31 protein-coding genes are annotated in these 25,333 nt (G+C 55.0%); 26 read left to right on the top strand and 5 right to left on the bottom strand.

What is annotated here, in order from left to right:
• The first annotated feature begins 37 nt into the window (after positions 1–37).
• From ABJI08_RS03890 to aqpZ, 4 genes are all read left to right on the top strand, one after another.
• The gene (locus tag ABJI08_RS03890; protein WP_348400505.1) at positions 38–1,294 is read left to right on the top strand and encodes a DUF3179 domain-containing (seleno)protein; all 1,257 of its coding nucleotides are present in this window, start codon (positions 38–40) and stop codon (positions 1,292–1,294) included.
• A 285-nt stretch (positions 1,295–1,579) separates the two neighbouring features.
• Positions 1,580–2,683 carry a porin gene (locus ABJI08_RS03885; protein WP_348400504.1) on the top strand — a complete coding sequence of 368 codons (1,104 nt, stop codon included), beginning with the start codon at positions 1,580–1,582 and terminating at the stop codon, positions 2,681–2,683.
• Between the two features lie 137 nt (positions 2,684–2,820).
• Positions 2,821–4,155 (top strand): trigger factor, encoded by a 1,335-nt coding sequence (tig, locus tag ABJI08_RS03880; protein ID WP_348400503.1) that lies wholly within the window; start codon positions 2,821–2,823, stop codon positions 4,153–4,155.
• Between the two features lie 267 nt (positions 4,156–4,422).
• Positions 4,423–5,109: an aquaporin Z gene (gene aqpZ, locus ABJI08_RS03875; protein WP_348400502.1), complete on the top strand. Its 687-nt coding sequence runs from the start codon at positions 4,423–4,425 to the stop codon at positions 5,107–5,109.
• 93 nt (positions 5,110–5,202) lie between these two features.
• Here aqpZ and ABJI08_RS03870 read toward each other — a convergent pair whose 3' ends face one another.
• The 5 genes from ABJI08_RS03870 to rpsF all read right to left on the bottom strand — a co-directional run bounded on the left by ABJI08_RS03870 (position 5,203) and on the right by rpsF (position 8,118).
• On the bottom strand, positions 5,203–5,700 hold the full coding sequence (locus tag ABJI08_RS03870) for a lytic transglycosylase domain-containing protein (RefSeq protein WP_348400501.1): 498 nt from the start codon (positions 5,698–5,700) through the stop codon (positions 5,203–5,205).
• A complete protein-coding gene (locus tag ABJI08_RS03865) occupies positions 5,700–6,698 on the bottom strand; it encodes a hypothetical protein (RefSeq protein WP_348400500.1) in 999 nt (332 codons plus the stop codon). The genes ABJI08_RS03870 and ABJI08_RS03865 overlap by 1 nt, the downstream gene beginning before the upstream one ends.
• 168 nt (positions 6,699–6,866) lie before the next feature.
• Positions 6,867–7,496: a 50S ribosomal protein L9 gene (rplI, locus tag ABJI08_RS03860; RefSeq protein WP_348400499.1), complete on the bottom strand. Its 630-nt coding sequence runs from the start codon at positions 7,494–7,496 to the stop codon at positions 6,867–6,869.
• Between the two features lie 11 nt (positions 7,497–7,507).
• Complete coding sequence (rpsR, locus tag ABJI08_RS03855; protein ID WP_005982441.1) at positions 7,508–7,735, bottom strand: 30S ribosomal protein S18; 228 nt, start codon at positions 7,733–7,735, stop codon at positions 7,508–7,510.
• Between the two features lie 29 nt (positions 7,736–7,764).
• Positions 7,765–8,118 (bottom strand): 30S ribosomal protein S6, encoded by a 354-nt coding sequence (gene rpsF, locus ABJI08_RS03850; RefSeq protein WP_348400498.1) that lies wholly within the window; start codon positions 8,116–8,118, stop codon positions 7,765–7,767.
• 276 nt (positions 8,119–8,394) lie between these two features.
• Between rpsF and ABJI08_RS03845 the strand changes: the two genes are divergently transcribed.
• From ABJI08_RS03845 to ABJI08_RS03740, 22 genes are all read left to right on the top strand, one after another.
• A complete protein-coding gene (locus tag ABJI08_RS03845) occupies positions 8,395–8,889 on the top strand; it encodes a hypothetical protein (RefSeq protein ID WP_348400497.1) in 495 nt (164 codons plus the stop codon).
• A gap of 159 nt (positions 8,890–9,048) precedes the next feature.
• Positions 9,049–9,987 (top strand): ACP S-malonyltransferase, encoded by a 939-nt coding sequence (gene fabD, locus ABJI08_RS03840; RefSeq protein WP_348400496.1) that lies wholly within the window; start codon positions 9,049–9,051, stop codon positions 9,985–9,987.
• A 30-nt stretch (positions 9,988–10,017) separates the two neighbouring features.
• Positions 10,018–10,755 (top strand): 3-oxoacyl-[acyl-carrier-protein] reductase, encoded by a 738-nt coding sequence (gene fabG / locus ABJI08_RS03835; protein WP_348400495.1) that lies wholly within the window; start codon positions 10,018–10,020, stop codon positions 10,753–10,755.
• A 235-nt stretch (positions 10,756–10,990) separates the two neighbouring features.
• Positions 10,991–11,224 carry an acyl carrier protein gene (locus ABJI08_RS03830; protein ID WP_348400494.1) on the top strand — a complete coding sequence of 78 codons (234 nt, stop codon included), beginning with the start codon at positions 10,991–10,993 and terminating at the stop codon, positions 11,222–11,224.
• Positions 11,225–11,458: 234 nt separating this feature from the next.
• Positions 11,459–12,205, top strand: coding sequence for a 1-(5-phosphoribosyl)-5-[(5-phosphoribosylamino)methylideneamino] imidazole-4-carboxamide isomerase (locus ABJI08_RS03825; protein ID WP_348400493.1), 747 nt, complete (start codon positions 11,459–11,461; stop codon positions 12,203–12,205).
• A 188-nt stretch (positions 12,206–12,393) separates the two neighbouring features.
• Positions 12,394–13,653 (top strand): beta-ketoacyl-ACP synthase II, encoded by a 1,260-nt coding sequence (fabF, locus tag ABJI08_RS03820; RefSeq protein WP_348400492.1) that lies wholly within the window; start codon positions 12,394–12,396, stop codon positions 13,651–13,653.
• A complete protein-coding gene (gene mltG / locus ABJI08_RS03815) occupies positions 13,653–14,804 on the top strand; it encodes an endolytic transglycosylase MltG (RefSeq protein ID WP_348400491.1) in 1,152 nt (383 codons plus the stop codon). Before fabF ends, mltG begins: the two co-directional genes overlap by 1 nt.
• A gap of 557 nt (positions 14,805–15,361) precedes the next feature.
• Entirely contained in the window at positions 15,362–16,648 is a 1,287-nt protein-coding gene (locus ABJI08_RS03810) for a terminase family protein (RefSeq protein ID WP_348400538.1), read from the top strand.
• A gap of 144 nt (positions 16,649–16,792) precedes the next feature.
• Positions 16,793–17,974, top strand: coding sequence for a phage portal protein (locus ABJI08_RS03805; RefSeq protein ID WP_348400490.1), 1,182 nt, complete (start codon positions 16,793–16,795; stop codon positions 17,972–17,974).
• Positions 17,967–18,194 (top strand): hypothetical protein, encoded by a 228-nt coding sequence (locus tag ABJI08_RS03800; RefSeq protein WP_348400489.1) that lies wholly within the window; start codon positions 17,967–17,969, stop codon positions 18,192–18,194. The genes ABJI08_RS03805 and ABJI08_RS03800 overlap by 8 nt, the downstream gene beginning before the upstream one ends.
• Positions 18,195–18,215: 21 nt before the next feature.
• Positions 18,216–18,773 (top strand): HK97 family phage prohead protease, encoded by a 558-nt coding sequence (locus tag ABJI08_RS03795; protein ID WP_348400488.1) that lies wholly within the window; start codon positions 18,216–18,218, stop codon positions 18,771–18,773.
• Between the two features lie 31 nt (positions 18,774–18,804).
• Positions 18,805–19,986 carry a phage major capsid protein gene (locus ABJI08_RS03790; protein WP_348400487.1) on the top strand — a complete coding sequence of 394 codons (1,182 nt, stop codon included), beginning with the start codon at positions 18,805–18,807 and terminating at the stop codon, positions 19,984–19,986.
• Positions 19,987–20,129: 143 nt separating this feature from the next.
• Positions 20,130–20,732 carry a hypothetical protein gene (locus ABJI08_RS03785; protein ID WP_348400486.1) on the top strand — a complete coding sequence of 201 codons (603 nt, stop codon included), beginning with the start codon at positions 20,130–20,132 and terminating at the stop codon, positions 20,730–20,732.
• Positions 20,729–21,064 (top strand): phage head closure protein, encoded by a 336-nt coding sequence (locus ABJI08_RS03780; RefSeq protein WP_348400485.1) that lies wholly within the window; start codon positions 20,729–20,731, stop codon positions 21,062–21,064. Before ABJI08_RS03785 ends, ABJI08_RS03780 begins: the two co-directional genes overlap by 4 nt.
• Positions 21,061–21,477, top strand: a complete 417-nt coding sequence (locus tag ABJI08_RS03775; protein WP_348400484.1) for a DUF3168 domain-containing protein — start codon at positions 21,061–21,063, stop codon at positions 21,475–21,477. The genes ABJI08_RS03780 and ABJI08_RS03775 overlap by 4 nt, the downstream gene beginning before the upstream one ends.
• A 17-nt stretch (positions 21,478–21,494) precedes the next feature.
• Positions 21,495–21,908 (top strand): phage major tail protein, TP901-1 family, encoded by a 414-nt coding sequence (locus ABJI08_RS03770; RefSeq protein WP_348400483.1) that lies wholly within the window; start codon positions 21,495–21,497, stop codon positions 21,906–21,908.
• A gap of 1 nt (position 21,909) precedes the next feature.
• Positions 21,910–22,236, top strand: a complete 327-nt coding sequence (locus tag ABJI08_RS03765; protein ID WP_348400482.1) for a gene transfer agent family protein — start codon at positions 21,910–21,912, stop codon at positions 22,234–22,236.
• Positions 22,233–22,436, top strand: coding sequence for a rcc01693 family protein (locus tag ABJI08_RS03760; protein WP_348400481.1), 204 nt, complete (start codon positions 22,233–22,235; stop codon positions 22,434–22,436). The genes ABJI08_RS03765 and ABJI08_RS03760 overlap by 4 nt, the downstream gene beginning before the upstream one ends.
• Positions 22,429–23,088: a phage tail tape measure protein gene (locus tag ABJI08_RS03755; RefSeq protein WP_348400480.1), complete on the top strand. Its 660-nt coding sequence runs from the start codon at positions 22,429–22,431 to the stop codon at positions 23,086–23,088. The genes ABJI08_RS03760 and ABJI08_RS03755 overlap by 8 nt, the downstream gene beginning before the upstream one ends.
• 14 nt (positions 23,089–23,102) lie before the next feature.
• A complete protein-coding gene (locus ABJI08_RS03750) occupies positions 23,103–23,735 on the top strand; it encodes a DUF2460 domain-containing protein (protein WP_348400479.1) in 633 nt (210 codons plus the stop codon).
• Entirely contained in the window at positions 23,735–24,622 is an 888-nt protein-coding gene (locus tag ABJI08_RS03745; protein WP_348400478.1) for a DUF2163 domain-containing protein, read from the top strand. The genes ABJI08_RS03750 and ABJI08_RS03745 overlap by 1 nt, the downstream gene beginning before the upstream one ends.
• Entirely contained in the window at positions 24,622–25,062 is a 441-nt protein-coding gene (locus ABJI08_RS03740; RefSeq protein WP_348400477.1) for an NlpC/P60 family protein, read from the top strand. Before ABJI08_RS03745 ends, ABJI08_RS03740 begins: the two co-directional genes overlap by 1 nt.
• Positions 25,063–25,333 lie beyond the last annotated feature (271 nt).

Below are 25,333 nucleotides of genomic sequence, written 5' to 3'. Positions count from 1 at the left end.
CTGACACACGCTAAATATCTGATTTAAGGCTGAAATGATGGCACATCTACTGTTCTTCGCTGGGATGATCACGTCGTTTGTGATTGGGTTTTGGTACTTCCGCGATCTTGGTGACGTGTCGCAAATGCTCTTGAAGGTGAAACGCGAAAATACCGTGCGGTTTATCCGCCATGAGTATAAATTCATTGCGGTTGGGGCGTTGTCCGTGCTGGTGATGATCGTGGCGTATGCGTTTGGCGGCGGTTTCGGTTGGGTGTTTTGGATCGCATTGCCTGTTGTCGCGTTTTTGTACGTTTTCCCATGGGTTTGGGTGCATGTCGGGCTGCGCAATCAAAGCACCAAGGCCGAGTATTATCCGATTAAAGAGGCACGGGATTTTATCAACCCATCGGCCAGCGTGATGGTGTTTGAGAATAATGGACATGCGCGTGCCCACTCGGACGCTCAGATGATGCGGCCGCATTTGGCAGGCGATCAGCGAGGGTTGGACGGCGCAGATGTCGTGATGACCTATTGCGCCATGGCCAATCTGGGGATCGGATTTACACCGACGATCGAAGGGCAAAACCTTAAGTTGGAAGTGTTGGCGCAGCACGGCAATAACCTGATCCTGCGCGACAATGTTTCCGGCGAGCCAATTCAGCATATCTATGGCTTCAAAGACGCAGATGCGCAAACCGAAGATAACGGAGCGGTGTGCGCGATGAAGCCATCGATGGCGATGAAACCCTGGCCCACGTTCAGAATGTCGTTCCGTGCCTTTCAAAAAGCCTATCCCGAAGGCGAAGTGTTTCTGAACAAACCGTCAGCCAATCCGCTGCTGCGTTTGTTCGATATGGTGATGGGGATCGTATTTGGCTGGGGCATTGAGCGCCAGCATCAGGAAGCAGCGCCCGTGATGGATAACATGACCCATTTTGACGCGCGCCTGCCTAACAAAACATATGTCTGGGGGATCACTTTGGGAACCGATGCCGTGTGCTGGACAGATGATTTTGTGATGGATCACGACAATCTGGTGAATGCTCAGGTTGGTGGGCGCGACGTTGTGCTAAGCTATGACCCCAAATTTGAAAGTCTGGGGGCGTGGTATAATGACAGCGGACAGCCGGTGACACGATGCGATTTTTGGGGTGACAGCGATCAAGGTAAGCTTGAGCGGGTTGAAACACTGCGGTCCGGGCTTTTCTGGCATGTCTGGGTCGAGTTCTTTCCGCACACGGATGTTAACCGGCTTGCCGACACACATATGCCTCAGGATACCGCTGCCCAGGTTGCGCAACAGACGAGCTGAATGGACGGCTCTTGGGTTTATTGGCTTAACCGATACACAAAGCAGTGCCCGTGGGCGCTGCTTTTTGCGTCGAGCGCCCGGAAATTACCCTATTGTTGGTCGTGTTATTGAATGGTCTTTTCATTAGTCAAAAGCCGATCAGAAAACACTAAAGTGAGATCACACAACAAAAAAATTCCCGCATTGATTGTTTCGTTGACCTTTCTGCGCCATACTGAGGACATAGGGTGGTGCAATGATACGCTTCAGATTCTTTTATGAAGTGTATGGTTTGGAGACCAATCGATGATTTTGAAGCGATTTATTGAGCATACTACGTTTGGTGCGACAAGTGCCGTTCTTGCTATGGCGCCCGCATTCATGGCTTCCGCACAAGAGACGGTTCCGGTCGATTTCTATGGACATATTAACCCGACCTTTTTGTCGTTTGATGACGGCGTAAGCTCGAATGATTATTTGACGGACAATGACCATTCAAACACGCGCGTCGGATTTTGGGTGCGCGATATGTTCAACACAGAGGGTTTGAGTTTCAATTTCGAAACGGCATTGGGTTTGCCTTCGTCCAGCGCGACATCGCAGATATCGACACCTGATTGGGAATGGGACGCTACCAAACTGCGTAAAGTCGATATTTCGTATGCTGGAGATTGGGGTAAAATTTATGTTGGCCAGGGCAGCATGTCGACGGACGGCATAGGTCAGAAGGATTTCTCGGGCACGGATCTTGTCGCCTATGCGGGCATAGCTGACTCTGCCGGATCTTTTCTGTTTCGAAATGCGGCTGGCGCCTTGACCACCCGGGAAGTTGGCGACGTCTTTACGGATCTGGATGGAGGGCGGCGTGGACGATTGCGGTATGACACACCAAGCTTTTCCGGGTTCACCTTGTCCGCGTCTGTTGGTGAAGAGATTTTGAAATCCGGTGATGACAATACGTATTACGATCTTTCCGCATCTTATAAAGGTGGAAATGACGACGTGGCGTTTGAAGCTGGGCTGGGGTCAGCTTGGGCGGATACGAGCACAGGGACACGACAGCAAACGGTTGGCTCTGTGGCTGTGTTGCACAAACCCAGTGGCGTGAATGGAACGTTGGCCGGCGGAAGCGTTGATGGCGGCGGCGACTATTTCTATGCCAAGGCGGGCATCATTCGAAAATGGTTCGGCGTTGGCACGACGGCGGTTGCGGTTGATTATTTCCAAAGCAATGGGTTTATCGCTGGCGAAGAAGGCGATGCTGTTGGTTTTGGTGTGGTTCAAAAGTTTGATGACCAGAATATTGAGGCCTATTTCGGATACCGGGACTATGATTTGACTGACACGACCGGTGCTGTGTCTTATCGGGGCGCAAACCACTATATGCTCGGTGCGCGCTTTAAGTTCTGAATGTTTGGCTGGACCGCGTCTGAGGCGTCAGAAACCGACCGAATGCCCCTTGCGCAAGCGCACGTTGGACTCTAGAAGAACTCAGATTTTATTGCGCGTGGGCGGGGCCCGCGCGCCGCTACTTATGGGGAATCCCGATGCAGGTTACCGAAACGCTGAACGAAGGCCTGAAGCGCGGCTACAATATCGTTGTTACCGCTTCCGAGCTGGAAGACAAAGTGAACGAAAAGCTGTCCGAAGCGCAGCCTGAAATCGAGATGAAAGGGTTCCGCAAAGGCAAAGTTCCTATGCCACTGCTGAAAAAGCAGTATGGCGAGCGCCTGATGGGCGAAGCGATGCAGGAAACCATCGATGGCGCCATGAGCAAGCATTTCGAGGAGTCTGGCGACAGACCTGCTATGCAGCCTAAGGTCGAGATGAAGAACGGCGAAGAATGGAAAGCCGGAGACGATGTTGAAGTTGATATGTCGTACGAAGCGCTGCCAGAAATTCCCGAAGTTGAGCTGAAAGGCATCACTCTGGAGAAAATGGTGGTCAAGGCTGACGACGCTGGCATTGAAGAGGCGCTCGGCAATCTGGCCGAAACCGCGCAAGATTTCAAAGGACGCCGTAAAGGATCGAAAGCCAAGGACGGCGATCAGGTCGTTATGGATTTTGTCGGCAGAGTTGACGGTGAAGAGTTCGAAGGCGGCGCGGCCGAAGATTTTCCGCTGGTGTTGGGATCAAACCAGTTCATCCCCGGCTTTGAAGAGCAGCTGGTTGGCGTGAAAGCCGAAGAAGAGAAAGAAGTTACTGTTTCTTTCCCAGACGATTATCAGGCCGAGCATCTGGCAGGCAAAGAGGCCGTGTTCTCTTGCACTGTAAAAGAGGTGAAAGAGCCGGTTGCAGCTGAGATCAACGATGATCTGGCACAAAAGTTCGGAGCAGAAGACCTGGAAGGTCTGAAAGGTCAGATCGGCGAGCGTCTGGAAGCTGAATATTCGGGTGCGGCACGTGCGATTATGAAACGCGCATTGCTGGATCAGCTGGACGGCCTGGTTTCGTTTGAGCTGCCACCTTCTTTGGTTGAAGCCGAAGCCGGTCAGATTGCGCACCAGCTGTGGCACGAAGAAAACCCGGACGTGGAAGGCCACGATCACCCGGAAATCGAAACAACTGACGAACATACGACACTGGCCGAACGCCGCGTGCGTTTGGGCCTGCTTTTGGCTGAGCTGGGCCAGAAGGCCGAGGTTGAAGTGTCCGACGCAGAGATGACGCAGGCGATCATGAATCAGGCGCGCCAGTATCCGGGTCAGGAACGTCAGTTCTTTGAATTCGTTCAGCAGAACGCCCAGATGCAGCAGCAGCTTCGTGCGCCGTTGTTCGAAGACAAAGTTGTAGACTATGTTTTCGAACTGGCTGAAGTTTCTGACAAAGAAGTTTCTAAAGACGATCTTCAAAAAGCAGTTGAAGCGCTCGACGAAGAATAATCACTGAGTTTGATGCGAAATTTTGGGTCCGGGGCTGAAAAGGCCTCGGGCCTTTTTCATTTGTACGTGATCGAACAGTGACAGATGAGCATGACAGACCGTACGAGTGATGGTCTGTATCTATCTGATATTTAAATCTATTTCACGGAATGACCCACGCATTATTCGCTAATTAACATCGCGTGACTTGGCAATTGGTATTTTCCCCTCGCTTGAGCGATCACGCTTTGGTTACTGTGTTGGTATTCAGGAGCAGAGGAAGTGCACATGAGTAAGAAATTGATGGCCGAGTTTTTTGGAACATTTTGGCTGGTATTTGGAGGCTGCGGCAGCGCGATTTTCGCGGCAGGTGTTGCAGATGTTGGCATCGGATGGCTGGGTGTCAGTCTGGCATTTGGCCTGACTGTTATGACAATGGCTTTTACAGTTGGCCACATTTCAGGCGGGCATTTTAATCCCGCGGTTTCGCTGGGATTGATGATTGCGGGACGCTTTGAAAGCAAAGATTTGATCCCGTATTGGGTCGCTCAGGTTGTTGGCGCCATTGTTGCGGCGGTGGTTTTGTATGTGATCGCGTCAAACGCGGCAGGTTTCACGGGGCCGGGCGGATTTGCGTCCAACGGGTATGGTGATGCGTCTCCGCAAGGCTATTCCATGGTGGCCGCGCTGGTTGCTGAAATTGTGCTTACAGCGTTTTTTCTGATCATCATTCTGGGCTCTACGTCCAGCGGCGCACCTGCGGGGTTTGCGCCAATCGCGATTGGTTTGGGACTGACGCTGATTCATCTGGTTTCCATTCCGATCAGCAACACGTCGGTAAACCCGGCGAGATCGACAGGTGTGGCGTTGTTTGCTGATGGTCCGGCGCTTGGGCAGCTGTGGTTGTTCTGGGTGGCACCGCTGATCGGCGCGGCGATTGGTGCCGCGATCTGGAAAATGATGTCGGACGAATAGACAGGGCTAACATGATTAACGACGGGCCGTTCGCAGGGACGGCCCGTTTTTTGTGAGGATGGTCGGCAGTTGACTTGCTTGGTCGACCGATTGTTACGGGCGTAGTCCGGTTTCTTTCAGCAGACCCAGACGTTTGGCCTCGTAATAATACCCGCGTGCATACCATTGTACGGATTTATCATAGTTGCCGTCTGCCACCAGATAGGCACCGCGCAGATACTTTACGGCGTATTTCAAGTTGGTTTCCGCGTCCAGAAGCCCGGCTGCGTTGCCGTTGTAGCCCATGCCGCGTGCTGTCGGCAGTTGGATCTGCATCAGGCCAAGGTTGGGGCCGTTGCGAGCGCTGGGGCGGTGGGTGCTTTCACGGATGATCACCCGCTGCACGAGATCGCGGGGGACGTCGTAATGATCTGCGTATTTATTAATCAGGCGGCGCAATTCCGGCGTCTCATTTGGGTAAAGCGGTGGTTCGCTGCCCTTGGTGGCTTTGCGGGCCTGGCGGCGGTCGCGTCGTTTGCCGCCACAGGCGGCCAGTAAAGGGGCCGCAGCCATCAGGCACAAGGCACTGCGTCGGGACAGGGGATCAGTCATTATATTGAGCCTTTGAGTTTGGCCAGGGAGTTATGCAGGGTAGGGGCGGGGAGCGAGAATATTTCAGCAATCTGAGCCAATCTGTGACGCCAGTCGAGGCGCGCCAGCGCCATTTCATAGTTATGGCGGGACAAATCGGGCGTCCAGTTGTGCAGGGCGTCAGTCAGAACCTTCAATCCGTCTGCGCGGCTGCTCAATGGAATTTCCAAAGTGGCTTCGGGCCAGAGCAGATCAGAATAGGTCTGATCAGTTTTGGGCGGGACGCCAGCGACAATCGCGCCATTGGCCAGCGCGTCAGTCCATCGGGCGGTGACGTATTCTTGGGTCTTGTGCACATAGGCCGCCGGAGAAACGAGGTTGGATGAGGCCAGCACAAACTTTGCACGTCGATACCAGGAGAATAGATGCGCCATTTCGTCGTCGCTGGTCCCCATTGGGGGGCGACCGTGAAACTGAATGTTCTGGCAGGCGCAATCTGTGGTCGCAGCGTCATCATCCTCCCAGACAGGCGGTTGGCGACCCACGCGCAGTAGATCGAGGTCGCGTGGTTCCTGATACCCGCCCATCCCAAGCACGTCGCTGCCCCAGGGCAAACAGGTCGTCGGCAGGCCAGACGTGGTTGCAAAGGCGCTGACATCGTTGGGGCGGGTGACGAACACCTGGTCGAATTGACCTTTGAGATCACGTGCGTTTACGAGGTCTGTATGAAAGCTGTCGATGACCCAAACGGCAGCCTTGTCATGCGCATCGCGCCACCCGGGCGACGTGACTGCGTGACGCAGATCAGCGGCGGTCATGGCGATATAGAGCACATGAGGTTTGCCGGAATTGCACGGTCGTGACCGAAGTCTGGCCATTTGGCGGGACAATCGGGACGTATTTTCGGGTGCTCGAACCGCGGTTGCGCCCAATTCGTGGCAAGCAAGTGAAATCAGATGGTTGATCGGCGCCCAGCCAATATGTGGGCTAACATTGTGCAGGATCGTCAGCTCAGTCATGAGACGCCCCGGAAATATTGTTTGGGTTCAGCTGCAATTGGCACGCCTGTGACTCCGCCTGATGAACTGCGTGTTATTATTGATGTGAGTATGACGGAGCTTCGTGCAATAAAAAAGGCCATGCCCGGGCATTCCGGGCATGGCCTGCGATTTTCAGCCGGTGGAGACTTAGGTCTCTTCGGTTGTTTCTTCTTCGGCAGTCGCTTCTGCGGGAGCATCGCCAAGATCGTCATCATCAGATGCGGCAGCGCCGATATCGTCAAACAGTTCAGCAATCTCGAATTCTGCTTCGGCTTCTGCTTCGGCAGCCAGTTCCTGGATCGATTTACCAGAAGCCTGCAGCTCTGCTTCTTCCTGCGAGCGGGCGACGTTCATTTCAATGTCGACCTGAACTTCGGGGTGCAGGATGACATGCACAACGTGCAGACCCAGATCTTTGATCGGCTTGGACAGAGCAACTTGCTTTTTGTCCAGCGAGAAGCCAGCTTCGGTAGCTGCGTCTGCGGCGTCACGTGGTGTGACAGAACCGTAGAGAGCGCCAGCGTCCGATGCCGAGCGAATCACGATGAACTGCTGTCCGTCGAGTTTTTCGGCCAAAGATTCCGCTTCGGATTTGGTTTCGAGATTGCGGGCTTCCAGCTGGGCTTTCTGGTCTTCGAAACGTGCAACATTGACGTCCGAAGCGGTCAGAGCTTTGCCCTGTGGCAGAAGGAAGTTGCGGGCATAGCCCGACTTGACGTCGACGACGTCGCCCATCTGACCCAGTTTTGCTACACGTTCAAGAAGGATAACTTGCATCAGTTTTCTCCTTATTTCACAGCGTAAGGCAGAAGGGCGAGGAAACGGGCGCGTTTGATAGCACGGGCCAGTTCACGCTGCTTCTTGGCCGATACGGCGGTGATGCGTGACGGTACAATTTTGCCACGCTCAGAGATGTAGCGTTGCAGCAGACGTGTGTCTTTGTAGTCGATTTTTGGTGCATTGTCGCCCGAGAAGGGGCAGACCTTGCGGCGACGGAAAAACGGTTTTGCAGCCATAACTTAGTGTCCTTTCTTCAAGCGAGAGATCAGCGGCGCTCGCGACGGTTGTCGCGTTCGTCACGTTTCTGCATCTGGACCGAAGGGCCTTCGGCGTGATCGTCGACCTTGATGGTCAAAACGCGCATCACGTCATCATGCAGGCGCATCAGGCGTTCCATTTCCTGAACCGCGCCGGCAGGGGCGTTGGTTCTCAGGAAGGCGTAGTGGCCTTTGCGGTTTTTGTTGATCTTGTAGGCCATCGTTTTGACGCCCCAGTACTCGCTTTCAACGACGTTTCCGCCATTGTCCGCCAGGACGGTACCAAAATGTTCGACGAGGCTTTCGGCTTGCGCGTTGGACAGATCCTGGCGCGAGATGAAAACATGCTCATATAGCGGCATGTGCACTCCATTCAATTATAGGCGCATTTCAAAGTGTGAGGCATCAGACCTTTCGCGCCCCACCCACGAGAGACTGCGCAGTTCAAGTGATTACGAAAGGATGGCGCTGTATAGCGGAATACGGCCGTGGCGCAACCCCGGAAGGCATTGCGATGACGGATATCGAAATGGGGCACAGCCAGACGGTAATTCCCAAGTGATGCCCCATTCTCGCCGGATTCTGGCGCAAGGATAAACCCAACGCAGAAGTGTCCAGCCAGCAAGGAGATCATCACCATGGTCGCGCTGACGAATTTCATAGAAGAAACCAGCTCTCGGGTGGCAACAGTCGAGGGTAAAGGGCATTCGCCCGCTGTCCGCGTAGCATCGGTCATTTTTGGATTTGGGTTTATCTGGGCTGGTACAGGGCTTTGGCTGGTGCCGGGGCTGGACATGACTCCCAGCATCCTGCTTGCGAAGATGGGTGTGTCGATCCTGATGGTGACAGCGGGTGTGGGGATGACCCAGATTGCAACCGCAAAACCGCATATGGAATTGCACTTTGATGCGCGTAATCGACAGTTGTTGGTATATGAGTCGCTTCCCCGGGGGCGCAAACACGTGACGCAAGCGATCAACTACGAAGATATTGCGCGGGTAAATGTGACCGACACATTATTGGAAGTCGACGGCGACAATGGTGTTTCGCTCGTAAAACTGCCGCTGGATGGGGCGCATGCCCGTCTGGACGCAATTGCTCAGCTGCGCAGCCAGGCCATTTTCCCGGGCTGATCCGGTCAGAGGCTGAAGCTTCCGGACGATTCAAACACATCAATCAATCGAACCGCTGGTATTTCCGGCGGTTCTTTGTATTCGCGACGTCAAGCAATACGTTGCGCCTCGAGTCCGGGCACGGTATTCCCAACAAAACAGTTTCGAGGAGAACCGTCCATGAGCCGTGCATTTGTATTTCCCGGTCAGGGAGCCCAGACCAAAGGAATGGGCAAGTCATTGGCTGAAGCCTATCCGGCTGCCAAGGCGGTGTTTGACGAAGTTGATGACGCACTGGGCGAGAAACTGAGTGCTTTGATCTGGGAGGGCGCTCAGGACGAATTGACGCTGACCCAAAATGCGCAGCCCGCATTGATGGCGACGTCCTTGGCGGCGATGAAGGCGCTTGAGGCGGAAAGTGTGACCATTGAAAATACGTCTTTCGTCGCCGGACATTCATTGGGCGAATATTCGGCGCTGGCGGCAGCGGGTGCATTGAGTATTTCCGATGCAGCGCGCCTGTTACGAAAACGTGGTGAGGCGATGCAAGACGCCGTGCCCGTCGGGCAAGGAGCGATGGCGGCGTTGTTGGGGCTGAATTTCGAAACAGCGCGCGGCGTGGCAAATGAAGCTGCTCAAGGCGAAATTTGTCAGGCAGCAAACGACAATGACCCGGGACAGGTTGTGGTTTCCGGCCACAAAGGGGCGGTTGAGCGAGCTGTTGAACTGGCCAAAGAAAAAGGTGCCAAGCGCGCCATTCTGCTGCCCGTAAGCGCACCGTTCCATTGCGCATTGATGAAACCGGCCGCAGAGGAAATGGCCGTTGCGCTTAACCATGTGGATATCAACCGACCCGCCGTTCCGGTTATCGCAAACGTGGTGGCCGAGGCGATTTCTGATCCGGCCACGCTTCGATCGCTTCTGGTCGATCAGGTGACTGGTTCCGTGCGCTGGCGCGAATCGGTTTTGTGGATGGCTTCCAATGGCGTCACTGAGGTCTGGGAAATCGGAGCCGGTAAGGCATTGTCTGGCATGATACGTCGGATCGATCGTTCGATTGCATGCAAGGCCGTAGGGACAGCTGATGATGTGAAGGCCGCGGCGGAAAGCCTGAGCTGACTTCGAATTTGAATTTTAGAGGACAACTAAATGTTTGATCTGACAGGAAAATGCGCACTGGTCACTGGTGCGTCTGGCGGTATCGGCGGCGAGATCGCCAAATCTTTGCATGCAGCTGGTGCAACCGTGGGACTTTCGGGCACCCGAGTGGAGCCGTTGCAGGCCCTGGCGGCTGAACTGGGAGAGCGGGCACATGTCTTGCCTTGTAACCTGAGTGACGCCGACGCAGTGAATGCCTTGCCCAAGCAAGCGATTGAAGCGATGGGTGCGGTCGACATTCTTGTGAACAACGCGGGTATCACACGAGACCAGATATTTATGCGCATGTCTGACGATGAGTGGCAGACAGTTCTGGATGTGAACCTGACATCAACAATGCGTCTGTGTCGCGGCGTGATGCGCCCGATGATGAAATCGCGGTGGGGACGGATCATCAATGTCAGTTCCATTGTTGGCGCAACGGGCAATCCGGGGCAGGCCAATTATGCTGCATCCAAGGCCGGTATGGTTGGCATGACCAAGTCGATTGCGTATGAAACCGCAAGTCGCGGGATTACGGTTAATGCAGTGGCGCCTGGCTTTATTGCGACTCCGATGACTGACAAGCTGACAGACGATCAGAAATCCAAAATTAACACGCAAATTCCTGCAAATCGGATGGGCGCACCGGAAGAGATTGCTGCGGCAGTCTTGTATCTGGCCAGCCCGGAGGCGGGCTATGTTACAGGAACAACCTTGCATGTGAATGGTGGCATGGCCATGTTGTAGCAACATTGCCCAGTATGGGCAGATGGTAGCGGCAACAGATCACATGCCGAAACCGTTTGCCTTGTTGGGCGGATGTGCTATAGGCGGCAAAGATTTTCCTCGGGGGGGCTTTCAAAGCAAACTTGGGGCAGACCGGGCAGCCGGAAAAAGAACCGCCCATACGGGCAAAATCAGAGCCTGCCGGAAGGGTAGGACTTCAACGGGTCAAATCGACCATGAAGAATGAGGAATTGATATGAGCGACGTCGCAGACCGCGTGAAAAAGATCGTTGTAGAGCACCTGGGTGTTGAAGAAGATAAAGTTGTTGAGAATGCATCCTTTATCGACGATCTGGGCGCAGACAGCCTGGACACCGTGGAACTGGTGATGGCTTTTGAAGAGGAATTCGGGATCGAAATTCCTGATGATGCGGCCGAAACTATCCAGACTTTTGGCGACGCGGTCAAATTCATCTCGGAAGCTGTCTGAAGCAGCGCTGATTCTCCCGCTTGAGGGAGATTTGAGATTTTTGACGCCTGCCCGGTGATCCGCGGCGGGCGTTTTCTATTTGAATGGCAACTTTGTCCTGAACGGATGGGCAGTGCGTCGGCGAATTTGCCGGAAAACGCACCAAGTTTGCCGATTTGAGGATATCCTTGTTTCCACATTGCCCGCAGGATTGCGGTGTTAGGCTGTGTTGCGCAGCTGGTTGGAGGAAACGCTATGATCATCTATCCCACAATTGAGCTCATGGGCGGAAAATGTGTTTCGTTGACGCGCGGTCGGTTGAGCGAAGCTTCTATTTGGCATGTGGATCCAGTAGAGACCGCGCGAGGGTTCGCTCAGGCTGGTGCCAGCTGGATGCATGTGACTGATTTGGATCGGGTGGCTGGTGCGGATCACGATAACGGTGCTTTAATCGAAGAGATCATTCGCGCTGCCGGTATTCCGGTTCAATTGGGCGGTGGTATCCGATCCCGTGATCATGTTCAGGATTGGCTTGATAAGGGTGTCGGTCGCGTTGTGATCGGAACGGCTGCGATTCAGGACCCATCTTTGGTTCGAGACATGGCCAAGTTTCATCCTGACCAGATTGTTCTGGCAATAGATGTTTTTCAAGGTCAGTTGATGAGTCATGGCTGGCAGGAAACCAGTGCAATACAGCCGGCTGATGTCATCAATGCTTTTGAGGATAGTCCTTTGGCCGGGGTCATTGTGACAGATATCGATAGCGATATTGAAGACAATGATGGGCAACTGGGCGTCATCTCTGGGTTGGCCGCCCAAACGCGGCACCCTGTGATCGCACGCGGCACGGTGCGCAGTGCGGATGACGTTTCCCGACTAAAATTTGTACCAAATATTTCAGGAACTCTGATTGGTCGTGCCTTGTTTTCCCGCGAAATCGACCTGGGGGATGCGCTGGCATTGGTGCAATCAGAAACATCAACAACTGCCGCATTTATCTAGGGGGATAAGAGCAACTTGCGTGGCGTTTACGCAGAAGAACTCTAAAACGTTCCACAAAGTTGCGTGTGCGTCGTTGTGAGCGCTCGAACGTCACAGAAGTATGCGCGGTTTCCTGCACCACACTCTTGCCCAGAGGGGGTGATGCAGGGTAAGAGCGGGAAAAGACTTCTGAGGAAGGGCACATCATAATGCGTCGTGTTGTTATTACTGGGCTTGGGCTCGTTACTCCGCTTGCCTGCGGTGTTGAAGAAAGCTGGTCGCGAATTCTGGACGGGCAATCGGGCGCAGGGCCGATCACCCGGTTTGATCCGGAACGCGTCACAACCAAATATGCCTGTGAAGTTCCGTATGGTGATGGCACCAATGGTACGTTCAATCCGGATGACTGGATGGAGCCCAAGGAACGCCGTAAAGTGGATGATTTTATCCTGTACGGTATTGCTGCTTCTATGCAGGCCGTGGAAGATTCGGGCTGGAAACCGGAAGACAGAGAAGGGCGCGAGCGCACGGGCGTCATGATTGGATCCGGAATTGGCGGATTGCAATCGATCGAGAAGACAACGCTTATTCTGGCTGAAAAAGGGCCACGGCGTGTGTCGCCGTTCTTTATTCCCGGTGCTCTGATCAACTTAATCTCGGGCCAGGTTGGAATCAAATACGGCTTTAAGGGTCCCAATCATGCTGTTGTGACGGCTTGTTCGACCGGTGCGCATGCTATCGGAGATGCGGCGCGTCTGATCATGACCGATGATGCGGATGTCATGGTTGCAGGTGGTGGTGAAGCGGCGATCTGTGAAATCGGGATCGCGGGTTTCAACGCCTGTAAAGCCCTGAGCACCAAGTATGGCGACAACCCCGAGGCCGCCAGCCGACCCTATGATGCAGACCGTGACGGGTTTGTGATGGGCGAAGGCGCCGGGATTGTTGTTCTGGAAGAATACGAGCACGCCAAGGCGCGCGGCGCGAAAATATACGCCGAAGTACTGGGCTATGGCCTGTCTGGCGACGCCTACCATATCACCGCGCCATCCGAAGACGGTGAAGGCGGAGAACGCTCGATGCGCGCTGCGCTGAAGAAGGCCGGGCTGGAGCCGAAAGATATCGATTACATCAACGCGCATGGCACCTCGACCATGGCGGATGTGATCGAACTTGGCGCTGTGGAACGGCTGATGGGGGATGCGGCAGACCAAGTGACGATGTCATCCACAAAGTCTATGACTGGCCATCTGTTGGGTGCTGCGGGTGCAATTGAGGCGATTTTCTCAATTCTGGCAATCCGGGATCAAGTGGCTCCGCCGACCATCAATCTGGACACGCAAGCTGTTGAAACACCAGTTGATCTGGCGCCAAATGGCAAACGCGAACGTGAGATCAAAGTCGCCTTGTCGAATTCATTTGGCTTTGGCGGCACCAACGCTTCGGTGATCTTCGGAAAGGTCGACTAATGTGGCGCAACATCGCCTCGAACGCGATCACAATGTTGATCGTGGTGATGTTTCTTTTGGGCGGCGTCATTCTGTTTGGTCAATCGCAGTACACAGCTGAAGGACCGCTGGAAGAAGCGATCTGTTTGCGTGTAGAGCGCGGATCAAACATGAGCCGGGTATCAAAAGAACTGGAAACCAAGGGCGCAATATCAAACGGCACTTTGTTTCGTTTGGGCGCAGAGTATTCTGACAAGTCCGGTGCGCTGAAAGCAGGGAGCTTTTTGATTCCGGCCAGCGCCACAATGGAAGAGATTACCGAAATTGTAACTGTGGGTGGTGCCAGCACATGCGGGACCGAGATCGTTTACCGCGTAGGTGTGACCCGGCAGTCCGTTTTGGTGCGAGAGTTAGATCCCGCGACCGCGAAATTTATCGAAGTGGTTTCGTTCAATCCCAAGGGCGACGAAATTCCTGCAAGCTATTCTGAGACTCGCGACCGTCCCGATACACGGTACCGGATTTCGGTGGCCGAAGGTGTGACCAGTTGGCAGGTGATGGACGCGCTCAATGGGATGGACCTGTTGAAGGGCGAAATTGAACGTCCGGAAGAAGGCTCGCTGGCACCTGACAGTTATGAAGTGCGTGCCGGTGACACGCGTCAAAGTGTGATCGAGAGTATGCAGGAGGCACAGGACGTGTTGCTTGCGGCCGCTTGGGAAGGGCGGGCGGATGATGTTCCTCTTCTTGCGCCACGTGACATGCTGATACTTGCCTCTATCATTGAAAAAGAAACCGGTGTTCCCGAAGAGCGAAGACAGGTGGCCAGCGTGTTTGAGAACCGTCTTAAGCGCGGTATGCGCTTGCAAACCGACCCGACCGTTATTTATGGCATTACTAAGGGCGAGGGCGTGCTGGGACGTGGGTTGCGTCAAAGTGAACTCCGTCGGGAAACGCCTTGGAATACTTATGTAATTACGGGGTTGCCACCAACGCCAATTGCCAATCCTGGCCGGGCTAGTCTTGAGGCAGCAGCAAATCCGGACAGCACCGAATACGTGTTTTTTGTCGCGGATGGCACAGGGGGGCATGCATTTGCCGCTACCCTGGCAGAACACAATCAGAACGTTGTTAAGTGGCGCCAGATCGAAGCTGAGCGGGCCAATCAATAACACGTGCCGTTGCGACATGACTTTCAGTTCTGTCATTCGCCTGACTTAACGAACGGTCAGTTAACGTGTTGAAAAAGAACATTAACTTGACTTTTGGGGCGTTGCTAGCTACAAGTTAATACAGGCTGGAAGACATGCGAAACGGTCCCGGGGTTTCCCGAGGGCCGTTTTTTATGTTGCTTGTGCGGAGGGGTGGACTGCGCATGAGAGGCAATGAGCACATATGACCTTAAAATCCCCGCCCGATGGCGTAACGGATCTGGATCGGCATATCGGTGAACTTCGCAAATCGCTGGATGAAATGACCCATACTTTGGGGCGCCTGAATGAGGGCACGCAAAACAGTGGATCGAACGCGATAGAAGATGTTCGAAGATTGTTGGAACAAATCCGTTTTTGCACTCGACTGGCGATAGAAACGGAGACGCGCTTTGACAAACGAAAGGAAACGACACCCGGTTGCAGCCGGGCCAGAGCCCTCGACCTTGAGGCCGCACGATCTTCGATCCGGTGCCGACTGGATCGCCTCCGAACCTGCCGAGGTTCAGGCGGAATTTCTGGATAACCTGACTGAGGGAGAGCTTTTGGCTCTCCCTTTTTTGTTCGACTTCTGGGCTTTGCCGCATCAGATACCGCCAGACGCGGATTGGAAAACCTGGGTCATCCTGGGAGGACGCGGCGCGGGCAAGACTCGGGCGGGCGCGGAATGGGTGCGCAGCAAAGTCGAAGGCGCCGGACCGCGCGACATTGGTCAGGCGCGACGCGTGGCATTGGTTGGAGAAACCATAGATCAAGTACGCGAAGTGATGGTGTTTGGCGAAAGCGGAATTATTGCGTGTTCGCCGCCAGATCGCACACCGGTCTGGGAGGTAGGGCGCAAACGCCTGGTCTGGCCCAATGGCGCGGTGGCGCAGGCGTTTTCTGCCCATGACCCGGAAGGTTTGCGGGGGCCGCAGTTTGACGCCGCGTGGGTTGATGAGTTGGCTAAATGGCGAAATGCCCAAGACACGTGGGATATGCTGCAGTTTGGCCTGCGGCTGGGGGAACACCCGCAGCAATGTGTCACGACGACACCGCGCAATGTATCGGTGCTGAAGGACCTTTTGAAAGTGCCGAGCACAGTTCAGACAACGGCGCCCACAGAAGCAAACCGGGCCTATCTGGCAGAGAGCTTTTTGGAAGAAGTGCGCGCGCGGTATGAAGGAACACATCTGGGTCGTCAGGAGCTGGATGGCGTTTTGATGGACGATTTTGAAGGCGCGCTTTGGACACGTCGTGCAATTGATGAGACGCGTCTGAACAAGCCGCCTGAATTGGACCGTATTGTTGTGGCGGTCGATCCACCCGTGACCGGGCATGCCGGATCGGACGAATGTGGGATTATTGTTGTTGGAGCGATCACACGCGGCCCGGTGCGCGACTGGTCGGCGGTTGTTCTGGACGATGTGTCAGTGCGGGCAGCAAGCCCGGATGCCTGGGCGCGCGTGGCAGTTGCGGCCATGGAAAGCTGGGGTGCAGATAAACTGGTGGCAGAGGTCAATCAGGGTGGTGATCTGGTGCATTCCGTCATTCAGCAGGTTGATCCGATGGTGCCATTCAAGGCGGTTCGCGCATCGCGTGGCAAGGTGGCAAGGGCAGAACCTGTGGCGGCGCTTTATGAGCAGGGCAGAGTCCGGCATCTGACCGGGTTGGATCAGTTAGAAGATCAGATGTGTGCCATCACGCTGCAGGGGTTCCAGGGCTCGGGCAGCCCGGACAGGGTTGATGCGTTGGTTTGGGCGCTGACCGATCTGATCGTGGAGCCGGCTGCCAAATGGCGTCGCCCACAATTTCGCGCGCTTTAGGTGCTGCAACAGGCAGCGCACGGTGACGTCGCCTCAAATTAATTTCCATAGGCGATAACTCTCGCAGTCCACAGAGGGCAGAGAAATTGACCGAACGGCCGGAGCACCGGCAACAGGGCAGTGAAAGCTTAGGAGCGTCAGACGATGGTATTTGATTTCTTTCGACGGGGGAGCACAGACGCACCCGAGCAGAAGGCGAGTGCGACAGGGCCCGTTGTGACATGGCACAGCGCCGGGCGCGTGGCATGGAGCCCTCGTGATACGGTGTCTTTGACCAAGACCGGTTTTTCCGGAAATCCGGTTGGATATCGTTCGGTCAAGCTGATTGCAGAAGCCGCTGCAGCGCTTCCATTGGTTTTGCAGGACAGCGCGCAACGCTTTGAGGCGCACCCGATCCTGTCGTTGATCGCGTCGCCAAATGCCGCTCAGGGACGCGCGGAACTGTTTGAGGCGCTGTACGGCCAATTGCTGTTGTCTGGAAACGGATACCTTGAGGCGGTCGCAGGAGAGCAGGAATTGCCGCTTGAGTTGCATGTGCTGCGGTCAGATCGCATGAGCGTGGTGCCTGGGCAGGATGGTTGGCCAGTCGCGTATGAATATGCGGTTGCCAATAGAAAGCACCGGTTTGATGCGACGGAACATTCGCCGGTGTGCCACATCAAAAACTTCCATCCTCAAGATGATCATTACGGTTTTTCCCCGATGCAAGCCGCGGCCATGGCGTTGGACGTGCATAACAGCGCGTCGCGTTGGTCAAAGGCGCTTTTGGACAATGCAGCGCGCCCGTCGGGGGCCATTGTTTACAATGGCAGCGAAGGACAAAGCAGCCTGAGTTCGGATCAGTATGATCGCCTAGTCAGTGAAATGGAAAGCCACCATCAAGGCGCGCGAAATGCGGGGCGTCCGATGCTGTTGGAAGGCGGGTTGGACTGGAAACCCATGGGGTTCTCGCCCAGCGATATGGAGTTCCAGAAGACAAAAGAATCCGCCGCGCGAGAGATCGCATTGGCATTCGGAGTGCCACCCATGTTGTTGGGCATTCAGGGCGATGCGACCTATGCCAACTATCAGGAAGCCAACCGTGCGTTTTACCGCCTGACAGTATTGCCGCTGGCGACAAGGGTTGCAGCGTCGGTGGGTGCGTGGTTGTCGGCTTTTTCTGACGAAACAGTCACATTGAAACCGGATCTTGATCAGGTGTCTGCGCTGTCGGCGGATCGTGATGCGCAATGGGCGCGTGTGGCGGCTGCGGATTTCTTAACAGTTGCAGAAAAGCGCGCCTTATTGGGGTTACCTGCGCAGGCAGATGGGGAACTGGATGAGTGAACAGCGATATGGGTTTGAGCAATTTGATTGCGCGCCCGGTCTGAGGCTGGAAGCGCACGAACGGGTCGCCAAGTTGCAGTTCGATGGGCTGAACCGGCGGCTGGACAAGATCGAACAATCAATTGAGCGGCTGGAAAAGCGGCTTTGGCTGACGGTTTACGGCGTGGTCGGGGTGATCCTTGCTCAGGCATTTCAATCGCTGCTGAACGCGACCCCTTAGGGGACTTGGAAAGGACAAAAGATGGAATTTGCAACCGGGCTAGACCGCAAGTTTGCACGATTTGGAGACGGATTGAGTGTGCACGACGGCACAGTAATCGAAGGCTATGCATCGTTGTTTGGAACAAAGGATCAGGGCGGCGACATCGTCGAAAAAGGCGCATATGCCGCGTCGCTAAAGGCTTTGGCATCATCGGGGCGGCGGGTGAAAATGCTGTGGCAGCATGATACTGCGCAACCAATCGGAACCTGGGACGACGTTCGCGAAGATGCCAAAGGTCTGTGGGTTCGTGGTCGACTGTTAGATGACGTCGCGCGTGGTCGAGAAGCCGCGAGTTTAATCGAAGCGGGTGCTATTGATGGCTTGTCAATTGGTTACCGCACAGTCAAAGCAACGAAGGATGGCAAGGGCCAGAGGCTCTTAAAGGAACTGGAGCTGTGGGAGGTCTCTTTGGTGACCTTCCCAATGCTGCCCAGTGCGCGGGTGGCGGCCAAAGGGGAAACCCCTGAGAGCGACCAGACCCTGCGTGAATTGGCGGCGGCCTTTGAGGACGCCCGTCAGGAGCTGGCGCGCACCTAGCGCCCGCATCACCTCAATAAAGGACAAACGAATGAGTAAGACCGAGACAAAGGCTCGGGCCGGGGAAGTTGTGTCTCCGATTGCCGAGGTGAAGTCTGCCGTGGTGGGGTTCACAAATGATTTCAAAGACTTCTCAAAAGACATTGATGACCGCTTGAAAAAACAGGAAGAGCGAATGACCATGTTTGAACGCAAATCGAAAACAACTGTACGCCCGGTTCTGGCCGCAGCCACAGATTTTGGCGCCCCGCATCAAAAGGCATTTAATGCCTATTTGCGTTCAGGCGAAGATGACGGATTGCGCGGTTTGGAGCTGGATGGGAAATCCATGTCGACGGCTGTGAACAGTGACGGTGGCTATCTGGTTGACCCTCAGACCGCCGAATCGATCAAGTCTGTGCTGAACGCGACTGCGTCGATCCGTGCGATTGCAGACGTGGTGAATGTTGAAGCGGCATCGTACGATGTTCTGATCGATTCAACCGAGGCCGGTGCGGGCTGGGCAGATGAAACTTCGTCGACGGTTGAATCCAGCACGCCGACAATTGAGCGGATTACGATTCCGCTAAATGAACTGTCTGCGCTTCCCAAAGCGTCTCAGCGACTGTTGGACGACAGCGCGTTTGACATTGAGAGCTGGCTTGCCGGACGGATTGCCGACAAGTTTGCCCGCGCAGAAGCGGCGGCATTCATCAATGGTGATGGTGTCGACAAGCCAACGGGCATTCTGAACCACACGGCGGTGGATAACGACGTTTGGACGTGGGGCAATCTGGGATACGTGCCGACCGGTGTTGACGGTGATTTCAATGGCGGTGAGGCGATTATCGATCTCGTGTACGCACTAGGCGCGCAATACCGATCCAATGGCACGTTTGTGATGAACTCCAAAACCGCTGGCGCTGTGCGCAAGCTGAAAGATGCAGATGGTCGGTTCTTGTGGTCTGACGGTCTTGCCGCTGGTGAACCAGCACGATTGCTGGGCTATCCCGTTTTGATCGCAGAGGACATGCCGGACATCGCATCAGGTGCGGACGCCATTGCCTTTGGGGACTTTAACGCTGGTTACACAGTGGCAGAACGGCCTGATCTGCGCGTTTTGCGTGACCCGTTCAGTGCTAAGCCACATGTGCTTTTCTATGCGACCAAGCGAATTGGCGGTGATGTCAGCGACTTTGCTGCGATCAAGTTGCTGCGCTTCTCGGTCTCCTAAGGAACCGAGCGGGCGGGGACGGGAAACCGTCTTCGTTCGGGCGTGCGCCAGATGCCTTACGTTGTCTAGCCGACCCCCTCCGTTCGAGCGGCGTGAGGGCGCGCGCCCAACCATACAGGAGGGTGATTTTGCGGAGTTTTTCCATGATGTTAGTCGAAGAGACCTCGGTGCCGCCGTCGGCCCTGCCGGTTGACGAGTTTAAGGCCCACCTCAGGCTGGGCAGCGGTTTTTCCGATGGAAGCCTTCAGGACAGCGTTCTGGAAAGCTTTTTGTTGGCAGCGATGAGCGCAATTGAAGCGCGCACAGGCAAGATCTTGTTGGAGCGCCAGTTTTCCTGGACACTGGCAGGGTGGCGAAATGATCAGGCGCAGGGCATGCCAGTTGCACCAGTGTCAGAGGTGATCAGTGTTGAACTGGTCGACCGGTTGGGTGAAGCGGCAACAGTTGCCCCAAGTGCGTACCGATTGGTGCAAGACCATCATAGGCCAGTGATCAAACCGATCGGCAGTTGCTTGCCAATGGTGCCAACGGATGGGTCCGTGGTGACGGTATTTGTTGCCGGGTTTGGCGCAGAGTGGGGTGATGTTCCCGGCGATCTGCGTCAGGCGATGCTGCTTTTGGCCGCGCATTATTATGAATTCCGCCACGAGATATCCCTGCAAAGCGGCTGTGTCCCATTTGGCGTAACCAGTCTTTTGGAACGCTACCGTTCGCTGAGAATTCATATGGGGGCGTCACAACAATGAATGTTCACTTGTCTCGCAAGCTCACTCTGGAGCAATCGGATACCCTGCCAGACGGCGCCGGAGGATTCGTCGAAAGCTGGATCACGCTTGGGTCGATGTGGGCAGATATCCAGATGCGCACGGGTCGTGAACGCCACGCTGGTGAAGCGGCTTTGTCTTTGGTTGGGTTCAAAATAACGGTCCGTGGCGCGCCGGTGGGAACGCCTTCGCGTCCTCAGGCAGGCCAGAGGTTTCGCGAGCCGGGGCGAATTTTCAATATCGAAGCCGTTTCAGAGCGCGACCCAAACGGATGGTTTTTGACCTGCTATGCCAAAGAGGAGCTGGTGGTATGAGTTATGCTTTGGCGGAAAGCCTGCAATCAGCCATCTATCAAACCTTGATCGGCGATGTCGATCTGAGCGCACTTGTCCAGGGTGCGGTCTACGACGAAATCCCCAGTGGAACGCTACCCGAGACCTACGTCGTCCTCGGCTCAGAAACGACCGTTGATCGTTCTGATGCCAACTCTTTTGGCGCAGAGCACAGGTTTACCGTTTCTGTACTGACCAGCGCGGGTGGTTTTGTGCAAGCGAAACGTGCGGCAAGCGCAGTCAGCGACGCACTGCACCAGTCAGACCTCACGATGACGCGCGGCCGGCTGGTCTATCTGAACTTTGAGAAAGCCTCGGCACGACGGGATTCGACAGCCGGGTTGCGTCGCATTGATTTGAGATTTCGCGCTCGCGTGGAAGAAGAACAACCATAAACAACTGGAGGCACATTATGGGTGCTCAAAACGGCAAGGATCTTTTGATAAAGGTTGACCTGACTGGTGACGGTCAGTTCGAAACTATCGCGGGGCTGCGCGCAACGCGGATTAGTTTTAACGCGGAAAGCGTCGATGTCACGTCACTTGAAAGCCAGGGCGGATGGCGCGAACTCCTGAGTGGTGCCGGGGTTAAGTCTGCCGGACTTTCCGGGTCAGGCGTTTTCAAAGATGCCAATACCGACGAACGCACGCGTCAGATCTTTTTTGACGGCGAAACGCCTGACTTTCAGGTCATTATTCCGGATTTTGGCATTGTCGAAGGCGCATTTCAGGTGACGTCTGTCGAATACTCGGGGACGCATAACGGCGAGGCAACTTACGAATTGTCGATGGCGTCGGCTGGCGTTTTGACTTTCGCGGCGCTTTGATATGGCAAATCCGTGGGCTGGAGAAGTTGAGCTTGTGATTGACGGGCAGGTGCACCGGATGAAGTTGACGCTTGGTGCGTTGGCTGAACTGGAGGCCGACTTGCACAGCGGAACGTTGATTGAGCTGGTGGAACGGTTTGAAGGTAAAGACTTTTCCACGCGTGATGTCTTGGCGTTGATCGTCGCGGGCTTGCGTGGAGGAGGGTGGCGCGGGAGTGCGGCCGATCTGATGTCTGCGGAGATCGAAGGGGGCGTGATGCAGGCGGCGCGGCTGGCCGCACAACTACTGGCGCGCGCCTTTGCTTTGCCAACCGGGGATCGGGTTTGAAGGCTTTTGATTGGCCGGCCCTGATGCGCATCGCAATTCAGGAGCTGCAGATGCAACCTGATCGGTTTTGGGCGCTGACTCCGGTTGAATTCACAATGATCGTAAGCCGCGGCAATGGTTTGGCACCTTTGTCGCGGACCGGGCTGGACGCATTGTTAAACGCGTATCCCGACGCAACGAAAGGGGATCTGGATGACTGAGATAGAAGAGCTTGAAGGGTTGGAGGCGCAGGTCGACGCGTTGGAAGTCAGTCTTGGCCAAACAACTGCTGTAGCAGCGGGATTTGACTCGGAGTTGCAGAAAATGCGCGGGGCCCTGCAAGCTACCGGGCAGGATATCGGCTCACTTGAAAAAGGAATGAGCAGAGGGCTGCGAAAGGCTTTTGATGGCGTGATCTTTGACGGGATGAAATTGTCTGATGCGTTGGAAACGGTCGCGAGCTCGATGATTGATGCGACCTATCGAGCAGCGATGAACCCGGTCACTGATCAGATTGGTGGTGCCATTGCCTCCGGTATCGGAGGTCTGGTTGAAGGCATATTACCATTCGCCAATGGAGCGAGTTTTTCGCAAGGGCGGGTCACGCCGTTCGCCAATGGCGGGATCGTGTCCAGCCCTGTTTCTTTTCCGATGCGTGGCGGAATGGGCTTAATGGGCGAGGCGGGACCGGAGGCCATCATGCCGCTGGCCAGAGGGGCCGACGGCAAACTGGGAGTCCGCTCGGCATCTGGTGGTAGCGTGAATGTCGTGATGAATATTCAAACGCCTGATGCGGATAGTTTCCAACGCTCACAAGGGCAGATCGCCGCGCAAATGAGCCGGGTGCTGGCGCGTGGACAACGTAATCGCTGATCGAGGTAATCAAAATGGATTTTCACGAAATAAGGTTTCCGGCAAATCTGAGCTTTGGTTCGGTTGGTGGGCCGGAACGGCGCACGGATGTTGTGACGTTGGCCAACGGATATGAAGAGCGCAATACACCATGGGCGCATTCGCGGCGGCGGTATGATGCTGGCGTTGGTATGCGGTCCATGGATGACATTGAAATTCTGATTTCGTTTTTTGAAGCGCGGCGTGGGCAGTTGTATGGATTTCGCTGGAAAGACTGGTCCGATTATAAATCCTGCCCCGCTTCAGCCAAAGTTGACTACCGCGATCAGGTGATCGCGTATGGGGATGACACGACGATCGAATACCAGCTCGTCAAACAGTATCGTTCGGGCGAGTTTAGCTATGAACGCCCTATCAAAAAACCTGCTCAAGGCACAGTGAGAGTCGGTCTTGCAGGAGACGAGCTGCAAGAAGGCGTGCATTACGAAGTCGACACTGAACATGGTATCGTTCGGCTGGACAGTCCCCCCGGTTCCGAAGCGGAAATTACGGCTGGGTTTGAATTTGACGTGCCAGTTCGTTTTGACACGGATCGAATTCAGACAAGCGTCGCGAGTTTTCGTGCTGGGGATGTGCCAAACGTTCCCGTGGTTGAGGTGCGTGTCTGATGGCCTTGCAGGAAGCACTTAGCGCACATTTAGAAACGGGTCTGACAACGGTGGTGCGCGCATGGGGCATTACCCGTACCGATGGGGTCACTTATGGTTTTACGGACCACGACCGTGATCTTGCGTTTGAGGGATTTAAGTTCAAGGCCGATAGCGGTCTGACCGCGATGTCGCTGGAACAGACATCAGGGCTGTCTATTGATAATACTGAAGCACTGGGCGTGCTCAGTGACCTTGCCGTCAGCGAGCAAGACATTGAGGCGGGGCGTTTTGATGGCGCAAAAGTCGTTGCATGGCTGGTAAACTGGGCAGATGTTTCGATGCGCAGTGTCTTGTTTCGGGGTACAGTCGGAGAAATTCGACGTGCTGGTGGTGCCTTTCGGGCGGAGCTGCGTGGGCTTTCAGAAACGCTGAATCAGCCGACAGGACGCGTGTTTCAGAAACCATGCACCGCGGTCTTAGGCGACACGGCATGTGGATTTTCCGTCGATGCAGGGGGATATTCACACCAGTTGCAACTCGCGGAAATTGAAGAAAATCGCGTGTTCTATTGGCCAGAACTGGATGATTTTGAACCGGGATGGTTCACCAAGGGCGTGCTGTCCGTTTTAACAGGGCTTAGCGCAGGTTTAAGTGGCGCGATCAAACGCGACTACGTCGATGACGATGGACGACGCGTTTTAGAGCTTTGGGAACCAGTACGCGCATCAGTTGCTGTCGGAGACACCGTCAAGTTACTGGCGGGGTGCGATAAATCGTTTTCCACATGTCGTCTGAAGTTTGGGAATTTGACAAATTTCCAGGGCTTTCCGGACATTCCAGGCGAAGGGTGGACGGCAAGCTATCCATCGCAAGACGGAGAAAACACTGGCGGGAGTCTGCGCTGATGTTTGACTTCAAGACGAGTATTGTCGACGAAGCCAGAAGCTGGATCGATACACCCTATGTGCACCAGGCGTCATGCAAAGGTGGTGGAACAGATTGCCTTGGGCTGGTCCGGGGCATTTGGCGGCACCTTTATGGTAAAGAGCCAGAAGAACTGCCTGCCTATACGCGTGATTGGTCAGAACCGCAGGGTCAAGAGAAGCTATGGCAAGCAGCTCTGCTCCACCTAATTCCCAAAGCTTTGCAGGATCAGGGTCCCGGCGATGTTCTGTTGTTTAGGATGAAAGCCGACAGCGTGGCAAAGCATCTGGGCATTGCGGCAGATGTCGGGACTTTTCCAACTTTTATTCACGCCTATTCGGGGCATTCCGTCGTTGAAAGCCCGCTCAGTGAACCCTGGCAACGAAGAGTTGTTGCACGGTTTGAATTCCCAAGGAGATAGAGATGGCGACTGTTGTATTAGCTGCTGCAGGTGCGGCGATTGGCGGAACATTGGGCGGCGGAGTGGCGGGGGTCACTTCTCTTGCGATTGGCCGCCTGGTTGGCGCTACGGCGGGCAGGCTGATCGATCAGAAAATCCTTGGTTCGGGATCACAGGTTGTAGAAACCGGAAAGATTGATCGCTTCAGGTTAACCGGGTCAGCCGAAGGGGCAACCACTGCGCGCGTTTTTGGACGGATGCGTGTCGCGGGTCAGGTGATCTGGGCAACACA

The organism is Shimia sp., assembly GCF_039969785.1.
GTDB lineage: Bacteria > Pseudomonadota > Alphaproteobacteria > Rhodobacterales > Rhodobacteraceae > Shimia.
The sequence above is the reverse complement of the archived record's forward strand: the minus strand, read 5'-3'. Positions and strand labels throughout refer to the sequence as shown.